The 17916-nt window shown below is 65.6% G+C and carries 20 protein-coding genes; 12 read left to right on the top strand and 8 right to left on the bottom strand.

Annotated elements, in window-relative coordinates:
- The first annotated feature begins 58 nt into the window (after nt 1–58).
- The 4 genes from hmgA to C8J40_RS16675 are packed head-to-tail and all read left to right on the top strand — an operon-like array spanning nt 59 to nt 3411.
- On the top strand, nt 59–1396 hold the full coding sequence (gene hmgA / locus C8J40_RS16690; protein ID WP_132897959.1) for a homogentisate 1,2-dioxygenase: 1338 nt from the start codon (nt 59–61) through the stop codon (nt 1394–1396).
- Nucleotides 1393–2037 carry a maleylacetoacetate isomerase gene (gene maiA, locus C8J40_RS16685; RefSeq protein ID WP_132897958.1) on the top strand — a complete coding sequence of 215 codons (645 nt, stop codon included), beginning with the start codon at nt 1393–1395 and terminating at the stop codon, nt 2035–2037. Before hmgA ends, maiA begins: the two co-directional genes overlap by 4 nt.
- Complete coding sequence (locus C8J40_RS16680; protein WP_132897957.1) at nt 2034–2399, top strand: Rieske 2Fe-2S domain-containing protein; 366 nt, start codon at nt 2034–2036, stop codon at nt 2397–2399. The genes maiA and C8J40_RS16680 overlap by 4 nt, the downstream gene beginning before the upstream one ends.
- Before the next feature lie 55 nt (nt 2400–2454).
- Nucleotides 2455–3411 (top strand): rhodanese-related sulfurtransferase, encoded by a 957-nt coding sequence (locus C8J40_RS16675; protein ID WP_132897956.1) that lies wholly within the window; start codon nt 2455–2457, stop codon nt 3409–3411.
- Between the two features lie 138 nt (nt 3412–3549).
- Here the strand turns inward: C8J40_RS16675 and C8J40_RS16670 are convergent, their stop codons facing one another.
- Genes C8J40_RS16670 through C8J40_RS16655 form a run of 4 tightly spaced genes read right to left on the bottom strand, consistent with a single transcriptional unit; the run spans nt 3550 to nt 6439 of the window.
- Nucleotides 3550–4071 carry an ankyrin repeat domain-containing protein gene (locus C8J40_RS16670; RefSeq protein ID WP_347812484.1) on the bottom strand — a complete coding sequence of 174 codons (522 nt, stop codon included), beginning with the start codon at nt 4069–4071 and terminating at the stop codon, nt 3550–3552.
- On the bottom strand, nt 4061–5230 hold the full coding sequence (locus tag C8J40_RS16665; protein WP_132897954.1) for a glutathionylspermidine synthase family protein: 1170 nt from the start codon (nt 5228–5230) through the stop codon (nt 4061–4063). The genes C8J40_RS16670 and C8J40_RS16665 overlap by 11 nt, the downstream gene beginning before the upstream one ends.
- A complete protein-coding gene (locus tag C8J40_RS16660; protein ID WP_056049207.1) occupies nt 5230–5979 on the bottom strand; it encodes a PspA/IM30 family protein in 750 nt (249 codons plus the stop codon). The genes C8J40_RS16665 and C8J40_RS16660 overlap by 1 nt, the downstream gene beginning before the upstream one ends.
- A 25-nt stretch (nt 5980–6004) precedes the next feature.
- Nucleotides 6005–6439: a YjfI family protein gene (locus C8J40_RS16655; protein ID WP_056058971.1), complete on the bottom strand. Its 435-nt coding sequence runs from the start codon at nt 6437–6439 to the stop codon at nt 6005–6007.
- A 126-nt stretch (nt 6440–6565) separates the two neighbouring features.
- On the opposite strand from C8J40_RS16655, the gene C8J40_RS16650 reads away from it, so the two are divergent.
- The 4 genes from C8J40_RS16650 to C8J40_RS16635 are packed head-to-tail and all read left to right on the top strand — an operon-like array spanning nt 6566 to nt 8672.
- Entirely contained in the window at nt 6566–7207 is a 642-nt protein-coding gene (locus tag C8J40_RS16650) for a DUF2491 family protein (protein ID WP_132897953.1), read from the top strand.
- Between the two features lie 32 nt (nt 7208–7239).
- Nucleotides 7240–7653 carry a DUF350 domain-containing protein gene (locus C8J40_RS16645; RefSeq protein ID WP_132897951.1) on the top strand — a complete coding sequence of 138 codons (414 nt, stop codon included), beginning with the start codon at nt 7240–7242 and terminating at the stop codon, nt 7651–7653.
- An 11-nt stretch (nt 7654–7664) separates the two neighbouring features.
- Nucleotides 7665–8234 carry a DUF1190 domain-containing protein gene (locus tag C8J40_RS16640; protein ID WP_132897950.1) on the top strand — a complete coding sequence of 190 codons (570 nt, stop codon included), beginning with the start codon at nt 7665–7667 and terminating at the stop codon, nt 8232–8234.
- Nucleotides 8235–8279: 45 nt separating this feature from the next.
- The gene (locus tag C8J40_RS16635) at nt 8280–8672 is read left to right on the top strand and encodes a VOC family protein (RefSeq protein WP_132897949.1); all 393 of its coding nucleotides are present in this window, start codon (nt 8280–8282) and stop codon (nt 8670–8672) included.
- A 4-nt stretch (nt 8673–8676) separates the two neighbouring features.
- Here the strand turns inward: C8J40_RS16635 and C8J40_RS16630 are convergent, their stop codons facing one another.
- The 3 genes from C8J40_RS16630 to C8J40_RS16620 form a co-directional block, all read right to left on the bottom strand.
- A complete protein-coding gene (locus C8J40_RS16630) occupies nt 8677–10164 on the bottom strand; it encodes an MFS transporter (protein WP_132897947.1) in 1488 nt (495 codons plus the stop codon).
- A complete protein-coding gene (locus C8J40_RS16625) occupies nt 10165–11202 on the bottom strand; it encodes a LacI family DNA-binding transcriptional regulator (RefSeq protein WP_132739517.1) in 1038 nt (345 codons plus the stop codon).
- A 250-nt stretch (nt 11203–11452) separates the two neighbouring features.
- Entirely contained in the window at nt 11453–12079 is a 627-nt protein-coding gene (locus C8J40_RS16620) for a glutathione S-transferase family protein (protein WP_132897946.1), read from the bottom strand.
- Between the two features lie 102 nt (nt 12080–12181).
- Here C8J40_RS16620 and C8J40_RS16615 point away from each other — a divergent pair, with 102 nt between their 5' ends.
- Entirely contained in the window at nt 12182–13600 is a 1419-nt protein-coding gene (locus tag C8J40_RS16615) for a dihydrolipoyl dehydrogenase (protein WP_132897945.1), read from the top strand.
- 152 nt (nt 13601–13752) lie between these two features.
- On the opposite strand, the gene C8J40_RS16610 is transcribed toward C8J40_RS16615, so the two are convergent.
- Nucleotides 13753–13950 carry a hypothetical protein gene (locus C8J40_RS16610; protein ID WP_132897944.1) on the bottom strand — a complete coding sequence of 66 codons (198 nt, stop codon included), beginning with the start codon at nt 13948–13950 and terminating at the stop codon, nt 13753–13755.
- A 108-nt stretch (nt 13951–14058) separates the two neighbouring features.
- On the opposite strand from C8J40_RS16610, the gene paoA reads away from it, so the two are divergent.
- The 3 genes from paoA to paoC are packed head-to-tail and all read left to right on the top strand — an operon-like array spanning nt 14059 to nt 17848.
- Nucleotides 14059–14703: an aldehyde dehydrogenase iron-sulfur subunit PaoA gene (paoA, locus tag C8J40_RS16605; RefSeq protein ID WP_132897943.1), complete on the top strand. Its 645-nt coding sequence runs from the start codon at nt 14059–14061 to the stop codon at nt 14701–14703.
- Nucleotides 14700–15650, top strand: coding sequence for a xanthine dehydrogenase family protein subunit M (locus C8J40_RS16600; protein WP_132897942.1), 951 nt, complete (start codon nt 14700–14702; stop codon nt 15648–15650). Before paoA ends, C8J40_RS16600 begins: the two co-directional genes overlap by 4 nt.
- Nucleotides 15651–15655: 5 nt before the next feature.
- The gene (gene paoC, locus C8J40_RS16595) at nt 15656–17848 is read left to right on the top strand and encodes an aldehyde oxidoreductase molybdenum-binding subunit PaoC (RefSeq protein WP_132897941.1); all 2193 of its coding nucleotides are present in this window, start codon (nt 15656–15658) and stop codon (nt 17846–17848) included.
- Nucleotides 17849–17916 lie beyond the last annotated feature (68 nt).

Here is a 17916-nt window from a genome sequence, read left to right as displayed (position 1 = left end):
AGAGTTTGAACGGCCGGCGGTTCGGGCGTTGATCGGAACAGGTGACGGAGAGGAAGCCATGACAATCCACCAGCCGACCAATGCCGCAGGCGAGACCGCCGGCCAGACCGACGACCACGGAGCGTACCAGCCCGGCTTCGGCAATCACGTATCGACCGAGGCGATCCCCGGTGCTCTCCCGATCGGCCGCAATTCGCCGCAGCGCCCCGCGTTCGGCCTCTACACCGAGCAGCTCTCCGGCACCGCGTTCACCGCACCGCGCCACGAGAACCGCCGCAGCTGGCTCTATCGGATGCGCCCGACCGCGGAGCATCCGCCGTTCGAGCGCTACGCCGGCGCCAAGCTGTTTGCGCCCGGCACCACCGACGCGCCGCTCGCGCCCAATCGCTTGCGCTGGGACCCGATCGAAGCGCCTGCCCCCGGTACCGACCTGATCGACGGCATGACGACGATGCTCGCCAACCGCGATCCCGCCGATCTGGAAGGCGTCGCACTCCACGTCTACGCCGCGAACACCGACATGACCGACCGCGTGTTCATGGATGCGGACGGCGAACTGCTGTTCGTGCCGCAGTCCGGACGTCTACGGTTGCTCACAGAACTCGGGCGGATCGACATCGCGGCCGGCCAGATCGCGCTCGTACCGCGCGGCGTCCGCTTCCGCGCCGAACTCCCCGACGGCGAAGCGCGCGGCTATGTCGCTGAGAACCACGGCGCGCTGTTCCGCCTGCCCGATCTCGGCCCGATCGGCGCCAACGGCCTCGCCAACCCGCGCGATTTCGAGACGCCGGTCGCGTGGTTCGAGGACCGCGACGAGCCGGTCGAGGTCGTCCAGAAGTTCATGGGATCGCTGTGGACTACGACGCTCGATCACTCGCCGCTCGACGTCGTCGCATGGCACGGCAACCTCGCGCCTTGGCGGTACGATCTGTCGCGATTCAACACGATCAATACGGTCAGCTTCGACCATCCCGATCCGTCGATCTTCACGCTGTTGACCTCGCCGAGCGACGTGCCGGGCCGCGCGAACGCCGATTTCGTGATCTTCCCGCCGCGCTGGATGGTCGCCGAGGGGACTTTCCGGCCGCCGTGGTTCCACCGCAACGTCATGTCGGAGGCTATGGGCCTGATCACCGGTGCGTATGATGCGAAGGCGGAGGGGTTCGCGCCGGGCGGGATTTCGCTCCACAATCTGATGTCGGGCCACGGGCCGGATCTGGCAAGCTGGCAGGGTGCGAGCGCGGCGGAGTTGAAGCCGCACAAGATCGACGGCACGATGGCGTTCATGCTGGAGAGCTGCTGGCCGTATAAGCCGACCGCTTATGCGCTCGAGCATTCGCAGCTGGATTACGACGCGGTCTGGTCGGATTTCCCGAAGGCGGTGCTGCCGAAGTGAACCTCACGCTACACGGCTATTGGCGCTCGACCACCGCCTACCGCGTCCGGATCGCGCTGGCGCTGAAGGGGATCGCGTACGAACAGGTTGCGCACGATCTCCGCACCGGCGCGCAACGCGAGCCCGAGTATCGGATGCTCAATCCTCAGGGGCTCGTTCCGGCGCTGGAGACCGACGATGCAGTCCTGACGCAGAGCCCTGCGATCCTGGAATGGATCGACGAGGCGTATCCCGATCCACCGTTGCTCCCCGTCGGTGTGGATGGTCGGGCGATCGTTCGCGCGATGGCGTCGACGATCGCATGCGACATTCACCCGGTGAACAACCTCCGTATTCTGAACGCTTTGCGCGCCGAGTTCGGGGCGGACGAGGCGGCGGTGAACCGCTGGATCGCCCACTGGATCGGCGACGGGTTTGCTGCGCTGGAGACGCTGATCGCGCGGCACGGCGACGGCTTCGCGTTTGGTGCGACGCCGACGATCGCCGACTGCCATCTGGTGCCGCAGATTTACTCGGCAGAGCGGTTCGCGGTCGACCTCTCGCCCTATCCGCGCCTTAAGAGCGCCGCTGATAAGGCCCGCGCCCTCCCCGCCTTTGCCGCCGCGCATCCGGACCGGCAGCCGGACGCTGACCGCGCATGAGCGACGGCGAACGACTGACAGCCACGCCGGGCGGGATAAAGCTCGCGCCGCTTGACGCGATTGCCGACGGCAAGGCGCGGAATTTCGTACTCCAGATGCGTGCCGGGCGCTTCCACGGCTTCGTCGTGCGCAAGGACGACGCAGTGTTCGGCTATGTCGACCGTTGCCCGCATATGGGCCTGCCGCTCGCGCAGGTGCTCGACGAGTATCTCACGCCGCGTGGGGACCTGATCGCGTGTAGCTGGCATTCCGCGTTGTTCGAGATCGACAGCGGAGTCTGTGTCGGCGGACCGTGCGGGGGTACGCGGCTGACGCCCTGGCCGGTCGCGGTGGTCGACGGGATGATCGTTACCGCAGGCTGACGCGGCGGGCGACTTGCGCTAAGGGAGCGCACATCCTCCCCTGCACGATGAACCGATGACCGAAACCCTCCCCATCCGCGTCGTGGCGCTGTACCGCTTCACGCCGTTCGCCGACATCGCCGCGATCCAGCCGCCGCTCGCGCTGGTGTGCTGTTCCAACGGCGTGAAGGGTACTTTGCTGCTCGCCGCCGAGGGGATCAATGGGACTATCGCCGGGTCCGAAGAGGGGATCGACTCGGTGCTCATGCATATCCGCGCGCTGCCGAGCTGCGCCGACCTTGACGTCAAGGAGTCGCGCGCCGCGGTGATGCCGTTCCACCGGATGAAGGTGCGGCTGAAGCGCGAGATCGTGACGATGGGCGAGCCTTCGATCGATCCGCTGGGGGGTGTCGGCCATTATGTCGAGCCCGAGGACTGGAACGCGCTGATCGCCGAGCCGGGGACGATCCTAATCGATACGCGCAACGATTACGAGGTCGCTGTCGGCACGTTTGCCGGCGCGGTCGATCCGCAGACGCGGACGTTCCGGGACTTTCCGGCATGGTTTCGCGAGCATCGTGACGAACTGGTCGGGCACGGCCCCCCCCCGAAGATCGCGATGTTCTGCACCGGCGGGATACGGTGCGAGAAGTCGACTGCGTTCCTGAAGGCCGAGGGGCTGGACGATGTGTATCACCTCAAGGGCGGTATCCTGAAATATCTGGAAACCGTGCCCGAGGCGGAGAGCCTGTGGGAGGGGGAGTGTTTCGTGTTCGATCAGCGGGTTGCGGTTGGACATGGGCTTGCGTTGGGAAGTCATGTTCTTTGCCGTGCATGCCGGATGCCCGTGAGTGCGGAGGATCGTTCGTCGCCGCTGTATGTCGATGGGGTGAGTTGCCCGGCGTGTCATGACGCGCGGGACGATACGCAGCGGGCGGGTTATGCGGAGCGCGAGCGGCAGATGCGGTTGGCTGAGGCGCGGGGCGAAGCGCATGTCGGGGCGGTGTTGCCGAAGACGTATGGGGCGGATTGATCCGCAAGACCTTCACGAGTTCCCCCCCCCGGCGAAGGCCGGGGTCCAAGTGGGAAACGGTGCTAACGACGCGCAGTCTTCCGTTACTGCGACCTTTCCAATTGGGCCCCGGCCTTCGCCGGGGTGGTAGCGTAGGGACTAACAGGTCGTTGCGAACCGCGACGCCAACTCGGCATTACCCTGCGACACCGCCAGTGAATGCACGCTATTCCCCGCCGCATCCGCAATCCTCGGGTCCGCGCCGTGCTCCAGCAACAAGTCGATGACCGCCGTCTTGTTCACCAGCGCCGCCATCATCAGCGCGGTCTGTCCGACGCCGTTACGCCGGTTAACGTCAGCACCCGCGTCGAGCAGGATCTGTGCGATCTCGGTATAGCCCTTGAAGCAGACGCCCATCAGCGCGGTATTGCCGCGCGCGTCGGCTCCGCCGTCGACCTGCGCGCCTGCCGCCAGGAGCGCCGCGGTGGCCGGAGCCTGGCCATTGTAGCTCGCGATCACCAGCGGCGTGTAGCCCTTCGCGTCGGTCACCTCGATATCGACGCCCGCCTGCAACAACGCCGGGATCATCTCGTCCCGCCCCGTCCGCGCCGCGTCGAACATTAGTTCGACCAGCCGCTCCATTGGCGGCAGCGGGGGGAGGTCTCGCGCGTCAGTCATCATTCGCCTCGATGATATGTGGCACGAACCGCGCGAGATTGCGCGTCACGACCGTTTCATCTTCACGAACGCCGATCCCCGCGGCTTCGTTGCCGACCATCCACGCGCCGATCACGGGATGGCGGCCGTCGAACACGGGTGGAGGCGCATAGGCCTGCCGGATCGCGCCCTCGGCGCCATAGCCCTGGTCGAGCACCGCGTGGCCGTCCTCGCCGATCACCTCGACGTTCGCACCCTCGCGCGAAAACAGCGGCTTGCGCACATATTTCGGCCCGAGAATCTTCGCAGCAGGATCGTCGTCGAAGAACGCGGGCAGCAGGTTCGGGTGCTCCGGATGGCGTTCCCACAGCAGCGGCAGGATGCCCTTGTTCGACAGGATCGACTTCCACGCCGGCTCGATCCAGCGCACGTCGGCGCGCGAGAGATTGGGCGCATAGGGCTCGCGGAGCATGAACTCCCACGGATACAGCTTGAAGGCCGCCTGCACTTCGTAGCCATCGGTATCGATGAAGCGGCCGTCGGCGGCGAGGCCGATATCCTTCATCTCGACGAACTTCGGCTCGATCCCGACCTGCGACGCCAGATCCTCGAAGAACCGTACTGTCTGACGATCCTCGATGGCACTCGCATCCGCCGCGAAATGGACGAAGCCGCCACTCGGGAACAGCGCGCGGAACCGCTCGCGCAGCTTGTCGAACAGGCTGTTGAACTGGTCCGTCCCCGCCGGCAGCGCACCGCTGGCAAGCAGATTCTCCAGCCACATCCACTGGAACGTCGCGCATTCGAATACAGATGTCGGCGTGTCGGCATTATACTCGTAGAGCTTGGCCGGCCCGGTCCCGTCATAGGCGAAGTCGAACCGGCCGTAGAGCGACGGCTGACGTGTTCGCCACGTCTCGGCGACGTAGTTCCACTGCTCGCGCGGGATCGCGAGGCGTTCCATCAGTTGCTGATCGCGGACCACCTCGTCGACCAGATCGAGGCACATCGCATGCAGTTGTTCGGCAGCGGGTTCGAGGTCGTCCTCGATCTCCGCCAGCGTGAAGGCGTAGGCCGCGCCCTCGTCCCAGTACGGTTCACCGTCCGTATCGTGATAGACGAACCCGATCGCGTCGGCCCGCTCGCGCCAGTCGCCGCGCGGGTCGACCGCGATCCGGCGCATCAGGAGTCCGACGTCTTGGAGTCGTCGCGCTGCTCGATCTGCAGCGTCTGGCCCACTTGCGGGGTCTTCGGCGCGGTCAGGCGCGCGAGCACATCGTCCGCCGAGGACTGGCCCGGCCCGATCCCCGCTAACCGCAGCTTCTCGTCGAGATCGGCACCCGTGCGACGGTCTTCCAACTCACCCGCTGCCTTGATCCGCTCGCCACGGATCGCCTGCCGCTCGCGGATGCGCGCGAGGCTGTCCGCCGCCGAACCGAGCTTGTTGCCGGCGCCCATGCTGCCCGACGCGACCGAGGCCTGCGCCTTCTGCACCGACTCGTTGACCTTGACGACCTCGACCTCGCGGCGGAGCTGTTCGATCTTGCGATCGGTCTGCGCGACGGCGGTGTGGATCTGCTCCTCGGCGGCCCGCATGTCCTCGACCTGTGGGGACTTTAGCGCGATGTCCTGTTCGAGATCGGCGATCCGCTGCGCGACCTGGCGCGCGAGATCCATGTTGCCCTTCTCGACCGCGATCCGCGCCGAAGCCTCGTACTTCGTCGCCTGGGCACGGAAGCTCTCGACTTCGGTTTCGAGGATGCGGCGGCGCGCTACCAGCCCCGCGAGATCGTCGCGTGCCTTGCCCTGCGCCTTGTCGGCATCGCGAATTTCCTGGTCGAGGATACGCAGCGCGTTCGCATCGACGACCGCCGCGCCCGCTTCGTGCGCGCCAGCACGACCGAGGGTGAAAAGCTTGCTCCAGATGGCCATGCCAGTCTCTCCGTTTGTATCTAAATCAGGCGGCGGGAATCTGCGCGTGGCGCAGGTCGGTGGCCGCATCGATCGCATTCTCGGCAAGCGTGCGCAGTTCGATGATCACGGTATCGAGCGGGCTCGACGTCGCCAGTTCGCCGAACAACTCGTAATAGTCTCGGCCATCGACCGTACCGATCCCGAAGTTCGACAGCGGCACCAGCTTCTGCGACTTCAACAGGAAGGTGTTGAACGCCAGCTGATCCTCCTGCTCGTCGCAGGGCCACAGCAAAGTCGAGCACGCGATCTGCGCCTCGCTGACGTTGACGAACAGTTCGAGGTCGCCGTGGTGGTGCATCGTCACCAGCAACACCGGGTCCGCGCCTTCCAGGATCCGCGCGGAAAACTCGCCGGCTTTCGCAGGCTCGGACGTGTCGAGCGCCGCCTTCAGGCTGCGGACGGTCCAGATGTCGGTCAATGCAAGAACTCCCGTGCTTGTCGCTCGCGGCAACACATAGGCGTGGGCGGCGGGCGCGCCAATGGCGCTTTGCGACGGCACGCTCTTTGGCCTATGCGGGGGGCCAATCAGAGATACGAGGATTGCATGTTCGATCGCCTGTTCGGCCGCAAGCCAGCGCTTGACGGCAATGCGCTGCCCGTCATTCGCAACGTCACGCTGGGGCGCACGGTGACGGTCGATCCGTTGGCGTGGCGCCGTTTCGGTTCGGAACTCCTGTTTCCGTTCGACCGCGATACGCTGGTGATCGTTGCGCAGGGGCTGATCGACCTTAACGAAGGCGGCTTCGTCCACCGGTTCTACACCGACGACGACATCATGTTCCAGGCTGTGTCGAACGACCGTGACGGGCAGGACGTCACCGATGTCACGCTGTTCGCACCATGGGACAGCAGCTACCCGTCGTCCGCCGCCGAGCGGCCGGCGTGGAAGAGCCGGCTCAAGGCACGCACCTTCACCGCCGAAGGTCTGCCCGAATACAGCCGCGCATGGTTCGGCCCCGAAGCGAGCGAGCAGGAGCCCGTGACGTTCTGGGAAGAACTCCACGACGACCGCGACGGGGTCGTCGACCGCCGCATCTTCCAGACCTGCATGCTGTTCAGCCGCGACCTGCCGGGCGACGACGGGCGCGAATTGCTGCTCGCGATCGACATGGAGACCGAGTCCGGCGACGTCTCGTTCGAGATCATGCTCGGCGTGGCACTGGAACTCGGCGAGTTCCGCGCCTAGCGTCTGCCACGAACGGCTTCGGGGGAACCAGCATGATCGACCAATACAGCTTCGGCGCCAGCGCGCTCGCCTTCCTGATCGCGTTCGTCGCGGCGGGGGCGTTCACGATCGTCTTCAAGATCGTCTATCAGGTCGCGACGCCGTATCATGAGAAGTCGCTGATCCGGGAAGGCAACACCGCCGCGGCGATCACGCTCGGCGCGGCCTTGCTCGGCTATGTCCTGTCGCTGGCCTCCGCGCTGACGCATACGGTTTCGCTAGTCGAGTTCGCGGTTTGGGCGTTGCTTGCGGGCGTGATCCAGATCGTGACGTTCCTAGTGGTTCAGCATTTCGTGATGCGCGACTTCAACGACCGGATCGTGCGCGGCGAAATCGCGGCGGCGACCTATATGGCAAGCATCTCGCTGTGCGTCGGCATCCTCAACGCCGCCTGCATGACGAACTGAGGGGCATAGCGATGAAGCGTTCCAGATCGATCGTCCTCACCAGCCTGATCGCAGGCTCGGGCATCTCGCTGACCGCGTGCGACGGCGATGTCGGCGGCAAGCCCGTCGAGGCGCAAAGCTATGCGTCGGTGCAGGAATGCCGCGCGGCGGGTGCCTTGTCGGCGGTCCAGTGCGACACCGCGTTCGAGCAGGCCAAGGCCGATGCGGCGAAGACCGCGCCTCGGTTTGAGGACAAGCAGACCTGCGAGGAGCAATACGGCGCCGCGCAGTGCGAGCCGCGCAACAACGGTAGCGGCGGCAGCTTCTTCACGCCGTTGCTGACCGGATTCCTCGTCGGGCAGGCGCTTAACGGCGGCTTCGGCAACCGCGGCGCGCCGATGTACCGGGATCGTGACGGCAATTATTATGGCGGCGCCGGCGGGCGTATCAACCGCGACTATGTCACGGGCCGCACCCGCGTAGGCTCTGATGCCTTCACGCCAACCACCGCCAGAGCCCCTGCCCGCGTTCAGTCGCGCAGTTCGGTGATCTCGCGCGGCGGTTTCGGTGGCGGGTTCGGCGGACGCAGCTTCGGCGGCTGATCCGCCTATAGCGAACCGGTCTTCCGATCAGGGGGGAGAGATACGATGCATGTTCCAGCGGGCTTTGCCGTCGTCACGCCGTATATCTTCGTCGACGGCGCCAACGAGTATATCGACTTCCTCACAGCCGCGTTCGGCGCGCGCGAGATCGGCCGGAGCAGCGATCCGACCGGCCGGATCGCCAATTGCCAGATGCTGTTCGACACCTCGGCGATCATGCTGAGCGAAGCGTCCGACCAATTCCCGGCGAGTTCGGTATCGCTGTACCTCTACGTCGCCGATGCGGATGCCGCGATGGCACGGGCGATCGCGGCGGGCGGAGAAAGCATCATGCCGGTCTCCGACATGCCGTATGGCGACCGACAGGGCGGCATCCGCGATCCGCGCGGGATACTCTGGTGGATGTCACAACGGATGACCGACGCGCCCTATTTCTAAGCGACTAGGCGGCCCGCGGCACTCGTAGCATTGCCAGCGCAGCCACGCCCATCACCCCCGCGGCGATCAGCATCGCCCACACTGCGTCGCCGGGGAAGAACGTCCGCACGACCTGCCCCATCACCGACGACACGATCAGCTGCGGCAACACGATGAAGATGTTGAACAACCCCATGTACACGCCGAGCTTCGCCTGCGGCAGCGCGTTGGACAGGATCGCATAGGGCATCGTCAGGATCGACGACCACGCGATACCGATCAGGACCATCGATCCGATCAGCAGATACTGGTCGCGCACCACAAGGAATGACGCAAACCCGGCTGCACCGCTGAGCAGCCCGAGGATATGGGCATTCCGGCGGCCGATCCGCGCCGCGAGCGATGGCATCACGAACGCCCACAAAGTGGCGACGCCGTTATACACCGCAAACAGCACGCCGACCCAGTTCGCGCCCTCGTTATACGCCGCACTGGTCGTGTCGGTCGTGCCGAACACATGCTGAGTGACGATCGGCGTGGTGTAGATCCACATGATAAACAGCGCCGACCAGGTGAAGAACTGGACGAGTGCTAGCTGCTTCATCGTTTGCGGCATGGTGCCAAGATCGCCGACGATCTGACTGAGAACGTTGGACTCCCTACCCGACCGCACGAGCGCCGCGCTGACCAGCAACGCAGCGCCAAACGCGATCAGCCCGCCGCCGAGCAGGTAGACCGGCTTGTCGAGCCCGAACCGCGCCACCGCGGCGATGACGATTGCCCCGAGTGCGATCCACACCGGCGCGAGCTTTGCGCTCGACCGTACGACCGTACCGCGCGGTGCAACCTCACCCTCGTCCTCGAACGCTGCCATCTCGGCCGGCGAATATTCGCTGGTCGTCAGCACGGTCCACAGCACCGCGAAGAACAACGCGAGCGCGCCGATGTAGAAGCCGTATTGGACCGACGGTGGGATACCGCCCGCGGGCGCGGTGTTGGCGATCTGGAACACATCGGTCAAGATGATCGGCGCGAGGCTCCCGATCACGGCACCCGCGCCGATGAACGCGGTCTGGAACGCGAACCCGGCGGTCCGCTGGCGGCTGCCGAGCATGTCGCCGACGAACGCGCGGAATGGCTCCATCGCAACGTTGAGCGATCCGTCGAGCATCCACAGCAGCACCGCCGCCACCCACAGCACCGGCGCGTTGGGCATCGCCAGCAGCGCGATCGTGGCGAGCATCGCGCCGGCGAGGAAATACGGCCGCCGGCGCCCGAGCTTGCCCCAGGTCCGGTCGCTGTAATGTCCGATCACCGGCTGGACCAGCAGCCCGGTCAGCGGCGCGGCGATCCACAGAAAGGCGAGATCGTCGACGCTGGTCCCCAACGACTGGAAGATCCGGCTGACGTTCGCATTCTGCAGCGCGAAGCCGATCTGGATCCCGAAGAACCCGAACGAGATGTTCCACAACCCCCAGAACCCCTGGACCGGCTTCTCTCTACGTGACAGCATTCAGCGTCCTTCACCCGACGAGCGCCGGATCACGAGTTGGGTGGGCAGCATCATGCTCTCGACCGGGCGATTGCCGATCCGCGCGAGCAGCATCTCGACGAGCCGCCGCCCGGCCAGACCGCTATCCTGCGCTATCGTCGTAAGTGGTGGGTTGGCGAGGCTGGCCGCGGGGATGTCGTCGAACCCGACGATCGCGACATCGTACGGCACGGCGATCCCCGCCCCTGCCAGCACGCGCATCGCGGCCAGTGCGATCAAATCGCTCGCGGCGACGATCGCGTCGAACTGGACGCCGCGCTGGAGCAGTTCGTGTGTGGCCCTGGTCGCGTCCTCCTCGGTCGAGATCGATTCGACCTGGAGCCGCGGATCGACCGTCAGGCCTTGCTCGCCGAGCGCAGCGACATAGCCGCGATAGCGGTCGTGGAACTCGGGATAATGATCGGTCGCACTACCGAGAAACGCGATCCGCTTACGCCCCCGTTCGAGCAGATGCCGCGCCGCCGCCGTCCCGCCTGCGATATTGTCGCAGCCGATCGTCAGACCAGGCTGGCCTGGCTGAACTGAGCCCCAGCGGATGAAATGCGTCCCCTGCGCGACCAGCATCTCGAGCCGCGCGCGATAATCGGCATAATCGCCATAGCCGAGCAGGATCAGCCCGTCGGCGCGGTGGCTGTCCTCATAATCGGTGTGCCAGTCGCTGGAGAATTGCTGGAACGACACGAGCAGGTCGTAACCGTGCGACGCGCACGCCGCCATCATCGCGCCGAGCATGCCGAGGAAGAACGGATTGACCACCGTCTCGTCGGGCGTCGGATCGCGGAACAACAGCAGCGCGATCGTCTTTGTCGTGCCGTTGCGGAGGTTGGAGGCGCTGCGATCGACGGTGTAGTTGAGCTGTCGCGCGATCGCCTCGATCCGTTGCCGCGTCGCGAGATTGACCGTCGGGCTGCCGCGCAGCGCCCGCGAAACCGTCGGTTGCGACACGCCCGCCAGTTGCGCGATGTCGAACGAAGTCGGCTTTCCCGTGAGCTTGCCCATAGGCTTGGCGGCGGCAGTCACGACGATCGGGTCCTCCAGCATCCTCACGGTTCCACACGCGCCTTGCTGGCGGGGTGACCGTGATCGAGCATCACTCGAGAATGCGGGGCGCGTCAACGAACGGCGCGGCGGCACCGTGACAATCGTGCCACAGAATCAAGCCGCTACCGCTACCATGCCGCTGAATACGTATGCGCAGACCATGTGGGGGCCGCCACCCCGACCCAGCGCCGGGATGGCGGTCACGCGATTAGCGGCGCGTTGGCATCAACGGTCCGCCGATCTCCGTTGCGGAGATGAACGCCGGGCGCGCGCGCAGGCGATCGAGATAGGCGGCGACTTCGGGATGCTCCTTCAGCAAGCCCGTGCTCTCCGCGATCGCCAGCATGTAGCACATCTGGATATCGGCCAGCATGAGTTGCTCGCCCATCAGATACGGGCCATCGCCGACGCCTACAGCGATATAGTCGAGCGTCTTGGTCACCTCGGGGCCGGTGAACTTGGTCAGCCCCTCGGGCAGTCCGCCCATCCGTTTGCCGAACATCGTCATCATGATCGGCAACGCGGCCGAGCTTTCGACATATTGCAGCCACTCGTCGTGAATCGCGGCGGCATCGCTGTCGACCGGCGGCGAAAAGCGGCGGTCGCCGTAGCGTTCGTCGATGTATGACAGGATCGGCGCGCTTTCGGCGAGTGTCAGTGCGTCGTCGACGAGGACCGGCGCTTTGCCGAGCGGATGGATTGCCTTCAGCTCGGGCGGGGCACGGAAATTCTCGTCACGCTCGTATTTGACGAGGTCGTATTCGATGCCGAGTTCCTCGAGCAGCCAGAGCACGCGGATCGAACGCGAGTAGTTGAGGTGGTGGAGGGTTAACATGAGCGTCCTTCGTCAGGGAATGTGCTGCACTGCGGAACGGCTGGGCGGTGTCGAAGGTTTCGTCGACCATGGCTCCGGAATTCTCCGGCAACGGAGAGACTTATGACGAAGCTGACCTGCGACGTGGCGATCATCGGCGCCGGGACCGCGGGCCTCGCCGCCGAGCGCAGTGCGCGTCGCAATGATGCGAAGACGCTGCTGATCGACGAGGGCTTTGGCGGTACGACCTGTGCGAGCGTGGGATGTATGCCTTCCAAGCTGTTGATCGCGGCGGGGAATGCGATGCACGCGGTCGAGCAGGCTTCGGTGTTCGGGGTCGAGGCGTCGGGCAAGGTCGACGGCGTCGCGGTGATGGCGCGGGTTCGCGAGGAACGCGACGCGTTCGTCGCCGGGGTCGAGGCTTCAATCGACAAACTGCCCGACGACGTGAAGATCGAGGCGCGTGCGAAATTCGCCGGCGCGACGGTCCTGTCGCTCAGCGATGGTCGCGAGGTTCATGCAAAGGCGGTGGTGATCGCGACCGGATCGAGCCCGATGATCCCCGCAATGTTCGACGCGGTGCGCGACCGGGTTCTGACCAACGAAAGCATCTTCGAACTGAACGACCTGCCCAAGTCGCTCGGTGTGGTCGGTGCGGGCGCCTTGGGGCTCGAACTGGCGCAGGCGATGGCGCGGCTCGGCGTCGAGACGATGGTGTTCGATACGGGTGACACGATCGGCGGGCTGAAGGACCACCATGTCGGTGAAGCCTATCACGCGATCCTGTCGCGCGAGATGCCGATCCTGCTCGGTGTCGAGCTCGAGGTGAAGCCCGAGGGTGATGATGGCGTCACGCTGTCATGGAGTGGGTCGGCTTCCGGCAAGCAGCGCTTCGACTATCTGCTGGTCGCGACCGGGCGGCCGCCGCGGATCAAGGGTATCGGGCTGGAGACGACGGGCCTGACGCTCGATGACCATGGCATGCCGGAGTATCATCGTGAGACGATGCAGTGCGGTACCGCGCCGATCTTCATCGCGGGCGATGCCGACCACGACCGTGCCGTGCTACACGAGGCGTCGATCGAAGGCACGATCGCGGGGCGGAATGCGGCGAGCTATCCTGAGGTGACGCCCGGCAAGCGGACCGTGCCGTTCGCGATCACCTTCACGCACCCCAACGTCGCGGTGATCGGCAAGATCGCCAAGGACGATGATGCGGACAGCGTGATCGGCACCGCATCGTATGACGACCAGGGGCGCGCCAAGGTCGAAGCATGCAATGCGGGGCTGGTGCGGTTCTATGCCGACCGCCGTGATGGGCGGCTGACCGGTGCGACGATGGCGGGGCCGGCGGTCGAGCATAGCGCGCACCTGATTGCCTGGGCGATCCAGAGCGGCTGGACGGCGACCGAGGTTTTGGACCTGCCATTCTATCATCCGACGTTCGAGGAGGGGATGAAGGGCGCGCTCCGATCGATCTGTAGCGAGGTGCATGCGCCGACTCCGCCGGATCGCGATGACGGGTTTACGCCGGGGACTTGAAGCTCGCTTCTGATCCTCCCCCGCAAGGGGGAGGTGGCTGGCGCTTGCCAGACGGAGGGGGAGGCAAGGGAAACCTCTGTTCCGTATCCTCCCCCTCCGTCACCTTCGGTGCCACCTCCCCCTGGCGGGGGAGGATCGTTAGATCTGAGCTACTACTCCAAGTCCAGATACGCGACGACGTCGTTTTCCGTCGCCAGATACAGCCCCGCCTGGACATCTTCCTCCTGGTGCGCGGCGATCGCCAGCGCCTCGCTCAGCGGCCCATAGAACAGCGTCGTCGCCGCATCGCCCTCGCCGCTGTCGTCGAGATGATACAGCCGGACCGACACGCTGGAAGAAATCGTCCGCATTACAATACCCTATCCAAAGATTGATGACCCAGAATTCACGGAACCAAATGCGAAGCAGCGCAACTTTGCCGCGCCTCACCCGTTAGGCCAACATATACAGGGGTTTATATGCATCAGGATGAAGGTTTTCCGGTGTCGCGCCGTGGCGTGATCGCCGGTGGCGTCGCGTCGGCCACGTTGGCAGCGGCACCCGCCGCGCAGGCACAGACGCAGGGTACCGCGCAGTCGGCTCCGCCGACCATGCTGGTGACGCTGAAGGTCAACGGCCGCACCACCAAGCTCAACGTCGACACGCGCACCACGTTGCTCGACGCGCTGCGTGAGAATTTGAAGCTCACCGGCACCAAGAAGGGCTGCGATCACGGTCAGTGCGGTGCGTGCACGATCATCGTCGAGGGTCGCCGCATCAACAGCTGCCTGACGCTTGCGGTCATGCACGAAGGCGAAGAGATCACGACGATCGAAGGCCTCGGCACGCCCGAGAAGCTGCACGCGATGCAGGCGGCGTTCGTCAAGCATGACGGCTATCAGTGCGGCTATTGTACCCCTGGCCAGATCTGTTCGGCGGTCGCGACGCTTGGCGAGATCAAGGCTGGTATCCCGAGCCATGTCACTGGCGATATCGCAGCTCAGCCTGCGGTAACCACCGACGAACTGCGCGAGCGGATGAGTGGCAACATCTGTCGCTGCGGTGCCTATGCGAACATCATCGACGCGATCCACGACGTCGCGGGTACGGAGCGCAGCGCATGAAGGCCTTCACCTACGAACGCGCGATTTCGGCGAAGGAAGCCGCCAACGCCGCAGTCCGCACGCCGGGCGCGAAGTTCATCGCGGGCGGCACGAACCTGCTCGACCTGATGAAGCTCCAGATCGAGACGCCGCAGCACCTGATCGACGTCAATGGCCTCGGCCTCGACAAGATCACGCCGACCTCCGAGGGCGGTCTCCGTGTCGGCGCGCTGGTCCGCAACACCGATCTCGCCGCCGACGCGCGCGTCCGGAAGGATTACGGCGTGCTCAGCCGTGCGCTGGTGTCCGGCGCATCGGGTCAGCTCCGCAACAAGGCGACGACCGCGGGCAACCTGCTCCAGCGGACGCGGTGCCCGTATTTCTACGACACCACCAAGCCCTGCAACAAGCGTCAGCCCGGCAGTGGGTGTGCCGCGATCGGCGGCTTCAACCGCAACCTCGCCGTGATGGGCACGAGCGATGCGTGCATCGCAACGCACCCGAGCGACATGGCGGTTGCGATGCGCGTTCTGGATGCGACGGTCGAGACGGTGAACGCCGCCGGCCAGACGCGGGCGATCCCGATCGCGGACTTCCACCGCCTCCCCGGTGCTACGCCGAACATCGAGACGTCGCTTGCACCGGGTGAACTCATCACTGCGGTCACGTTGCCGAAGCCGATCGGCGGTACGCACATCTACCAGAAGGTGCGTGATCGTGCGTCGTACGCGTTCGCGCTGATCTCGGTTGCCGCCGTGATCCAGCCGGGCGGCCGCGGGCGTCTTGCGTTCGGTGGTCTTGCGCACAAGCCATGGCGCGTCGAAGCGGCCGAGGCGCAGATGCCCAACGGCGCCAAGGCGACCGCGTCGGCCGTCCTCGCCGGCGCCCGCACCACATCACAGAACGCGTTCAAGCTGCCGTTGGTCGAACGTACCATCGGCGCCGTGTTCGAAGAAGCGAAGGCCTGACGCCCATGAAGTTCGATACCCCCGCCACGGCGAACCCGACCGACCGCATGAAGGTGCTTGGCCAGCCGCTCGACCGCGTCGACGGCAAGCTGAAGACCACCGGCACCGCGCACTACGCCTATGAGCGCAACGACGCCGCGCCCAACGCGGCCTACGGCTACATCCTCGGCGCGGCGATCGCCAAGGGCCGCATCGAGAGCATCGACACGGCCGATGCGAAGGCAGCGCCGGGCGTGCTCGCCGTCGTCACCTACGAAAACGCCGGCAAGCTCGGCAAGGCCAAGAACCACACGGCGCGGATGCTCGCCGGGCCCGAGGTCCAGCATTACGACCAAGCCGTGGCGGTCGTCGTTGCCGAGACGTTCGAGCAGGCGCGTGCCGCTACCAAGCTGCTCCGCGTCAACTACGCACGGACCACCGGCAAGTTCGATCTCGCCGCCGCGCAGGGCTCAGCCACCAAGCCGAAGAGCGGCAATCCCGACACCGCCGTCGGCGATTTCGCGGGTGCGTTCGCCAAGGCCGCGGTCAAGGTCGACGAGCGCTACACCACGCCCGACCAGAGCCACATGATGATGGAGCCGCACTCCACCACAGCAGCGTGGAAGGACGGCAAGCTCACCCTCTGGACCTCCAACCAGATGATCGCCTGGGCGGTTGGCGACATGAGCGAGACGCTGCTGCTGCCCAAGGAGAACATCCATGTGATGTCGCCTTATGTGGGTGGTGGTTTCGGGTCGAAGCTCTGGGTCCGTAGCGATGCGGTCATGGCTGCGCTCGGCTCGCGTGCGATCGGTGGACGGCCGGTGAAGCTCGCACTCGCCCGCCCGCAGGTGATGAACAATACGACGCATCGCCCCGCGACGATCCAGCGCCTCCGCATCGGTGCGCAGAAGGACGGCAAGATTACCGCGATCGCGCATGAGAGCTGGTCGGGCGATCTCCCCGGTGGCGGTCCCGAAACCGCGCCGAATGCGACCCGTCTTCTGTATGCGGGCGCCAACCGGATGACCGCGACTCGTCTTGCCGTGCTCGATCTTCCCGAGGGCAACGCGATGCGCGCGCCGGGCGAGGCGGTCGGCCTGCTCGCGCTCGAAGCGGCGATGGACGAATTGGCCGAGAAGCTGAAGATGGACCCGGTCCAGTTGCGGATCATCAACGATACGCAGGTCGATCCGGAAAAGCCGACGCGTCAGTTCTCGCAGCGTGACCTGGTCGGTTGCCTGAAGACCGGCGCCGAACGCTTCGGTTGGAACAAGCGCAACCCCGTCCCCGGCCAGGTCCGCGACGGCCGCTGGCTGGTCGGCATGGGCATGGCGTCGGCGTTCCGCGACAACGTCACGATGAAATCGGGCGCGCGCGTCGGGATCGACAAGAAGGGCGTCGTCACCGTTGCCACTGACATGACCGACATCGGCACCGGCAGCTACACGATCATCGGCCAGACGGTGGCCGAAATGATGGGCGTGCCGATGGACAAGGTCATCGTCCTGCTCGGCGACAGCAGCTTCCCGGCCTCGTCGGGCTCGGGCGGCCAGTGGGGCGGCAACAGCTCGACCGCGGGCGTCTATGCCGCGTGCATGGCGCTGCGTGACTCGGTTGCACGGAAACTCGGGTTCAACTCGACCGACGTCGTGTTCGAGGACGGCAAGGTGAAGTCGGGCAACCGCAGCGTCTCGCTTGCCGAGGCCGCAGGCGATGCCGGCCTCTCCGCCGAGGACACGATCGAGTTCGGCGACCTGACCAAGACTTACGCACAAGCCACGTTCGGCGCACATTTCGTCGAGGTCGGTGTCGACTCGGCAACCGGCGAGATCCGCGTCCGCCGGATGAGCGGTGCGTTCGCCGCAGGTCGTATCCTCAACCCGAAATCGGCCCGCAGCCAGGTGATCGGCGCGATGACGATGGGCGTGGGTGCGGCACTGATGGAGGACGCGATCGTCGACACGCGGTTCGGCTATTTCGTCAACCACGACCTCGCCGAATACCATGTACCGGCGCATGCGGACATTCCAGTGCAGGACGTGTTCTTCATGGACGAACTCGACGAAAAGTCGTCGCCGATGAAGGCCAAGGGCATCGGCGAACTTGGCCTGTGCGGCGTCGGCGCGGCGATCGCCAACGCGGTCTACAATGCGTGCGGTGTCCGCATCCGCGAATACCCGCTGACGCTCGACAAGGTCATCGGCAAGATGGCCTGATACCCTGCCCTCCACTTCGCCGCATCGCCGGCCGGGGTGGAGGGCAAAACCGGGTCTGGCGCGGGCGA

Origin of the sequence: Sphingomonas sp. PP-CC-3A-396 (assembly GCF_004343105.1) — a bacterium.
Lineage (GTDB): Bacteria > Pseudomonadota > Alphaproteobacteria > Sphingomonadales > Sphingomonadaceae > Sphingomonas.
This window is presented reverse-complemented; position numbering and strand designations above follow the sequence as displayed.

Excerpts from the sequence above, each read along its gene's own strand:
- hmgA (WP_132897959.1), top strand. The coding sequence starts at position 59 with ATGACAATCCACCAGCCGACCAATGCCGCAGGCGAGACCGCCGGCCAG.
- C8J40_RS16680 (WP_132897957.1), top strand. The coding sequence starts at position 2,034 with ATGAGCGACGGCGAACGACTGACAGCCACGCCGGGCGGGATAAAGCTC.
- C8J40_RS16675 (WP_132897956.1), top strand. The coding sequence starts at position 2,455 with ATGACCGAAACCCTCCCCATCCGCGTCGTGGCGCTGTACCGCTTCACG.
- C8J40_RS16670 (WP_347812484.1), bottom strand. The coding sequence starts at position 4,071 with ATGATGACTGACGCGCGAGACCTCCCCCCGCTGCCGCCAATGGAGCGG.
- C8J40_RS16665 (WP_132897954.1), bottom strand. The coding sequence starts at position 5,230 with ATGCGCCGGATCGCGGTCGACCCGCGCGGCGACTGGCGCGAGCGGGCC.
- C8J40_RS16660 (WP_056049207.1), bottom strand. The coding sequence starts at position 5,979 with ATGGCCATCTGGAGCAAGCTTTTCACCCTCGGTCGTGCTGGCGCGCAC.
- C8J40_RS16650 (WP_132897953.1), top strand. The coding sequence starts at position 6,566 with ATGTTCGATCGCCTGTTCGGCCGCAAGCCAGCGCTTGACGGCAATGCG.
- C8J40_RS16645 (WP_132897951.1), top strand. The coding sequence starts at position 7,240 with ATGATCGACCAATACAGCTTCGGCGCCAGCGCGCTCGCCTTCCTGATC.
- C8J40_RS16640 (WP_132897950.1), top strand. The coding sequence starts at position 7,665 with ATGAAGCGTTCCAGATCGATCGTCCTCACCAGCCTGATCGCAGGCTCG.
- C8J40_RS16635 (WP_132897949.1), top strand. The coding sequence starts at position 8,280 with ATGCATGTTCCAGCGGGCTTTGCCGTCGTCACGCCGTATATCTTCGTC.
- C8J40_RS16630 (WP_132897947.1), bottom strand. The coding sequence starts at position 10,164 with ATGCTGTCACGTAGAGAGAAGCCGGTCCAGGGGTTCTGGGGGTTGTGG.
- C8J40_RS16625 (WP_132739517.1), bottom strand. The coding sequence starts at position 11,202 with ATGGGCAAGCTCACGGGAAAGCCGACTTCGTTCGACATCGCGCAACTG.
- C8J40_RS16620 (WP_132897946.1), bottom strand. The coding sequence starts at position 12,079 with ATGTTAACCCTCCACCACCTCAACTACTCGCGTTCGATCCGCGTGCTC.
- C8J40_RS16615 (WP_132897945.1), top strand. The coding sequence starts at position 12,182 with ATGACGAAGCTGACCTGCGACGTGGCGATCATCGGCGCCGGGACCGCG.
- C8J40_RS16610 (WP_132897944.1), bottom strand. The coding sequence starts at position 13,950 with ATGCGGACGATTTCTTCCAGCGTGTCGGTCCGGCTGTATCATCTCGAC.
- paoA (WP_132897943.1), top strand. The coding sequence starts at position 14,059 with ATGCATCAGGATGAAGGTTTTCCGGTGTCGCGCCGTGGCGTGATCGCC.
- C8J40_RS16600 (WP_132897942.1), top strand. The coding sequence starts at position 14,700 with ATGAAGGCCTTCACCTACGAACGCGCGATTTCGGCGAAGGAAGCCGCC.
- paoC (WP_132897941.1), top strand. The coding sequence starts at position 15,656 with ATGAAGTTCGATACCCCCGCCACGGCGAACCCGACCGACCGCATGAAG.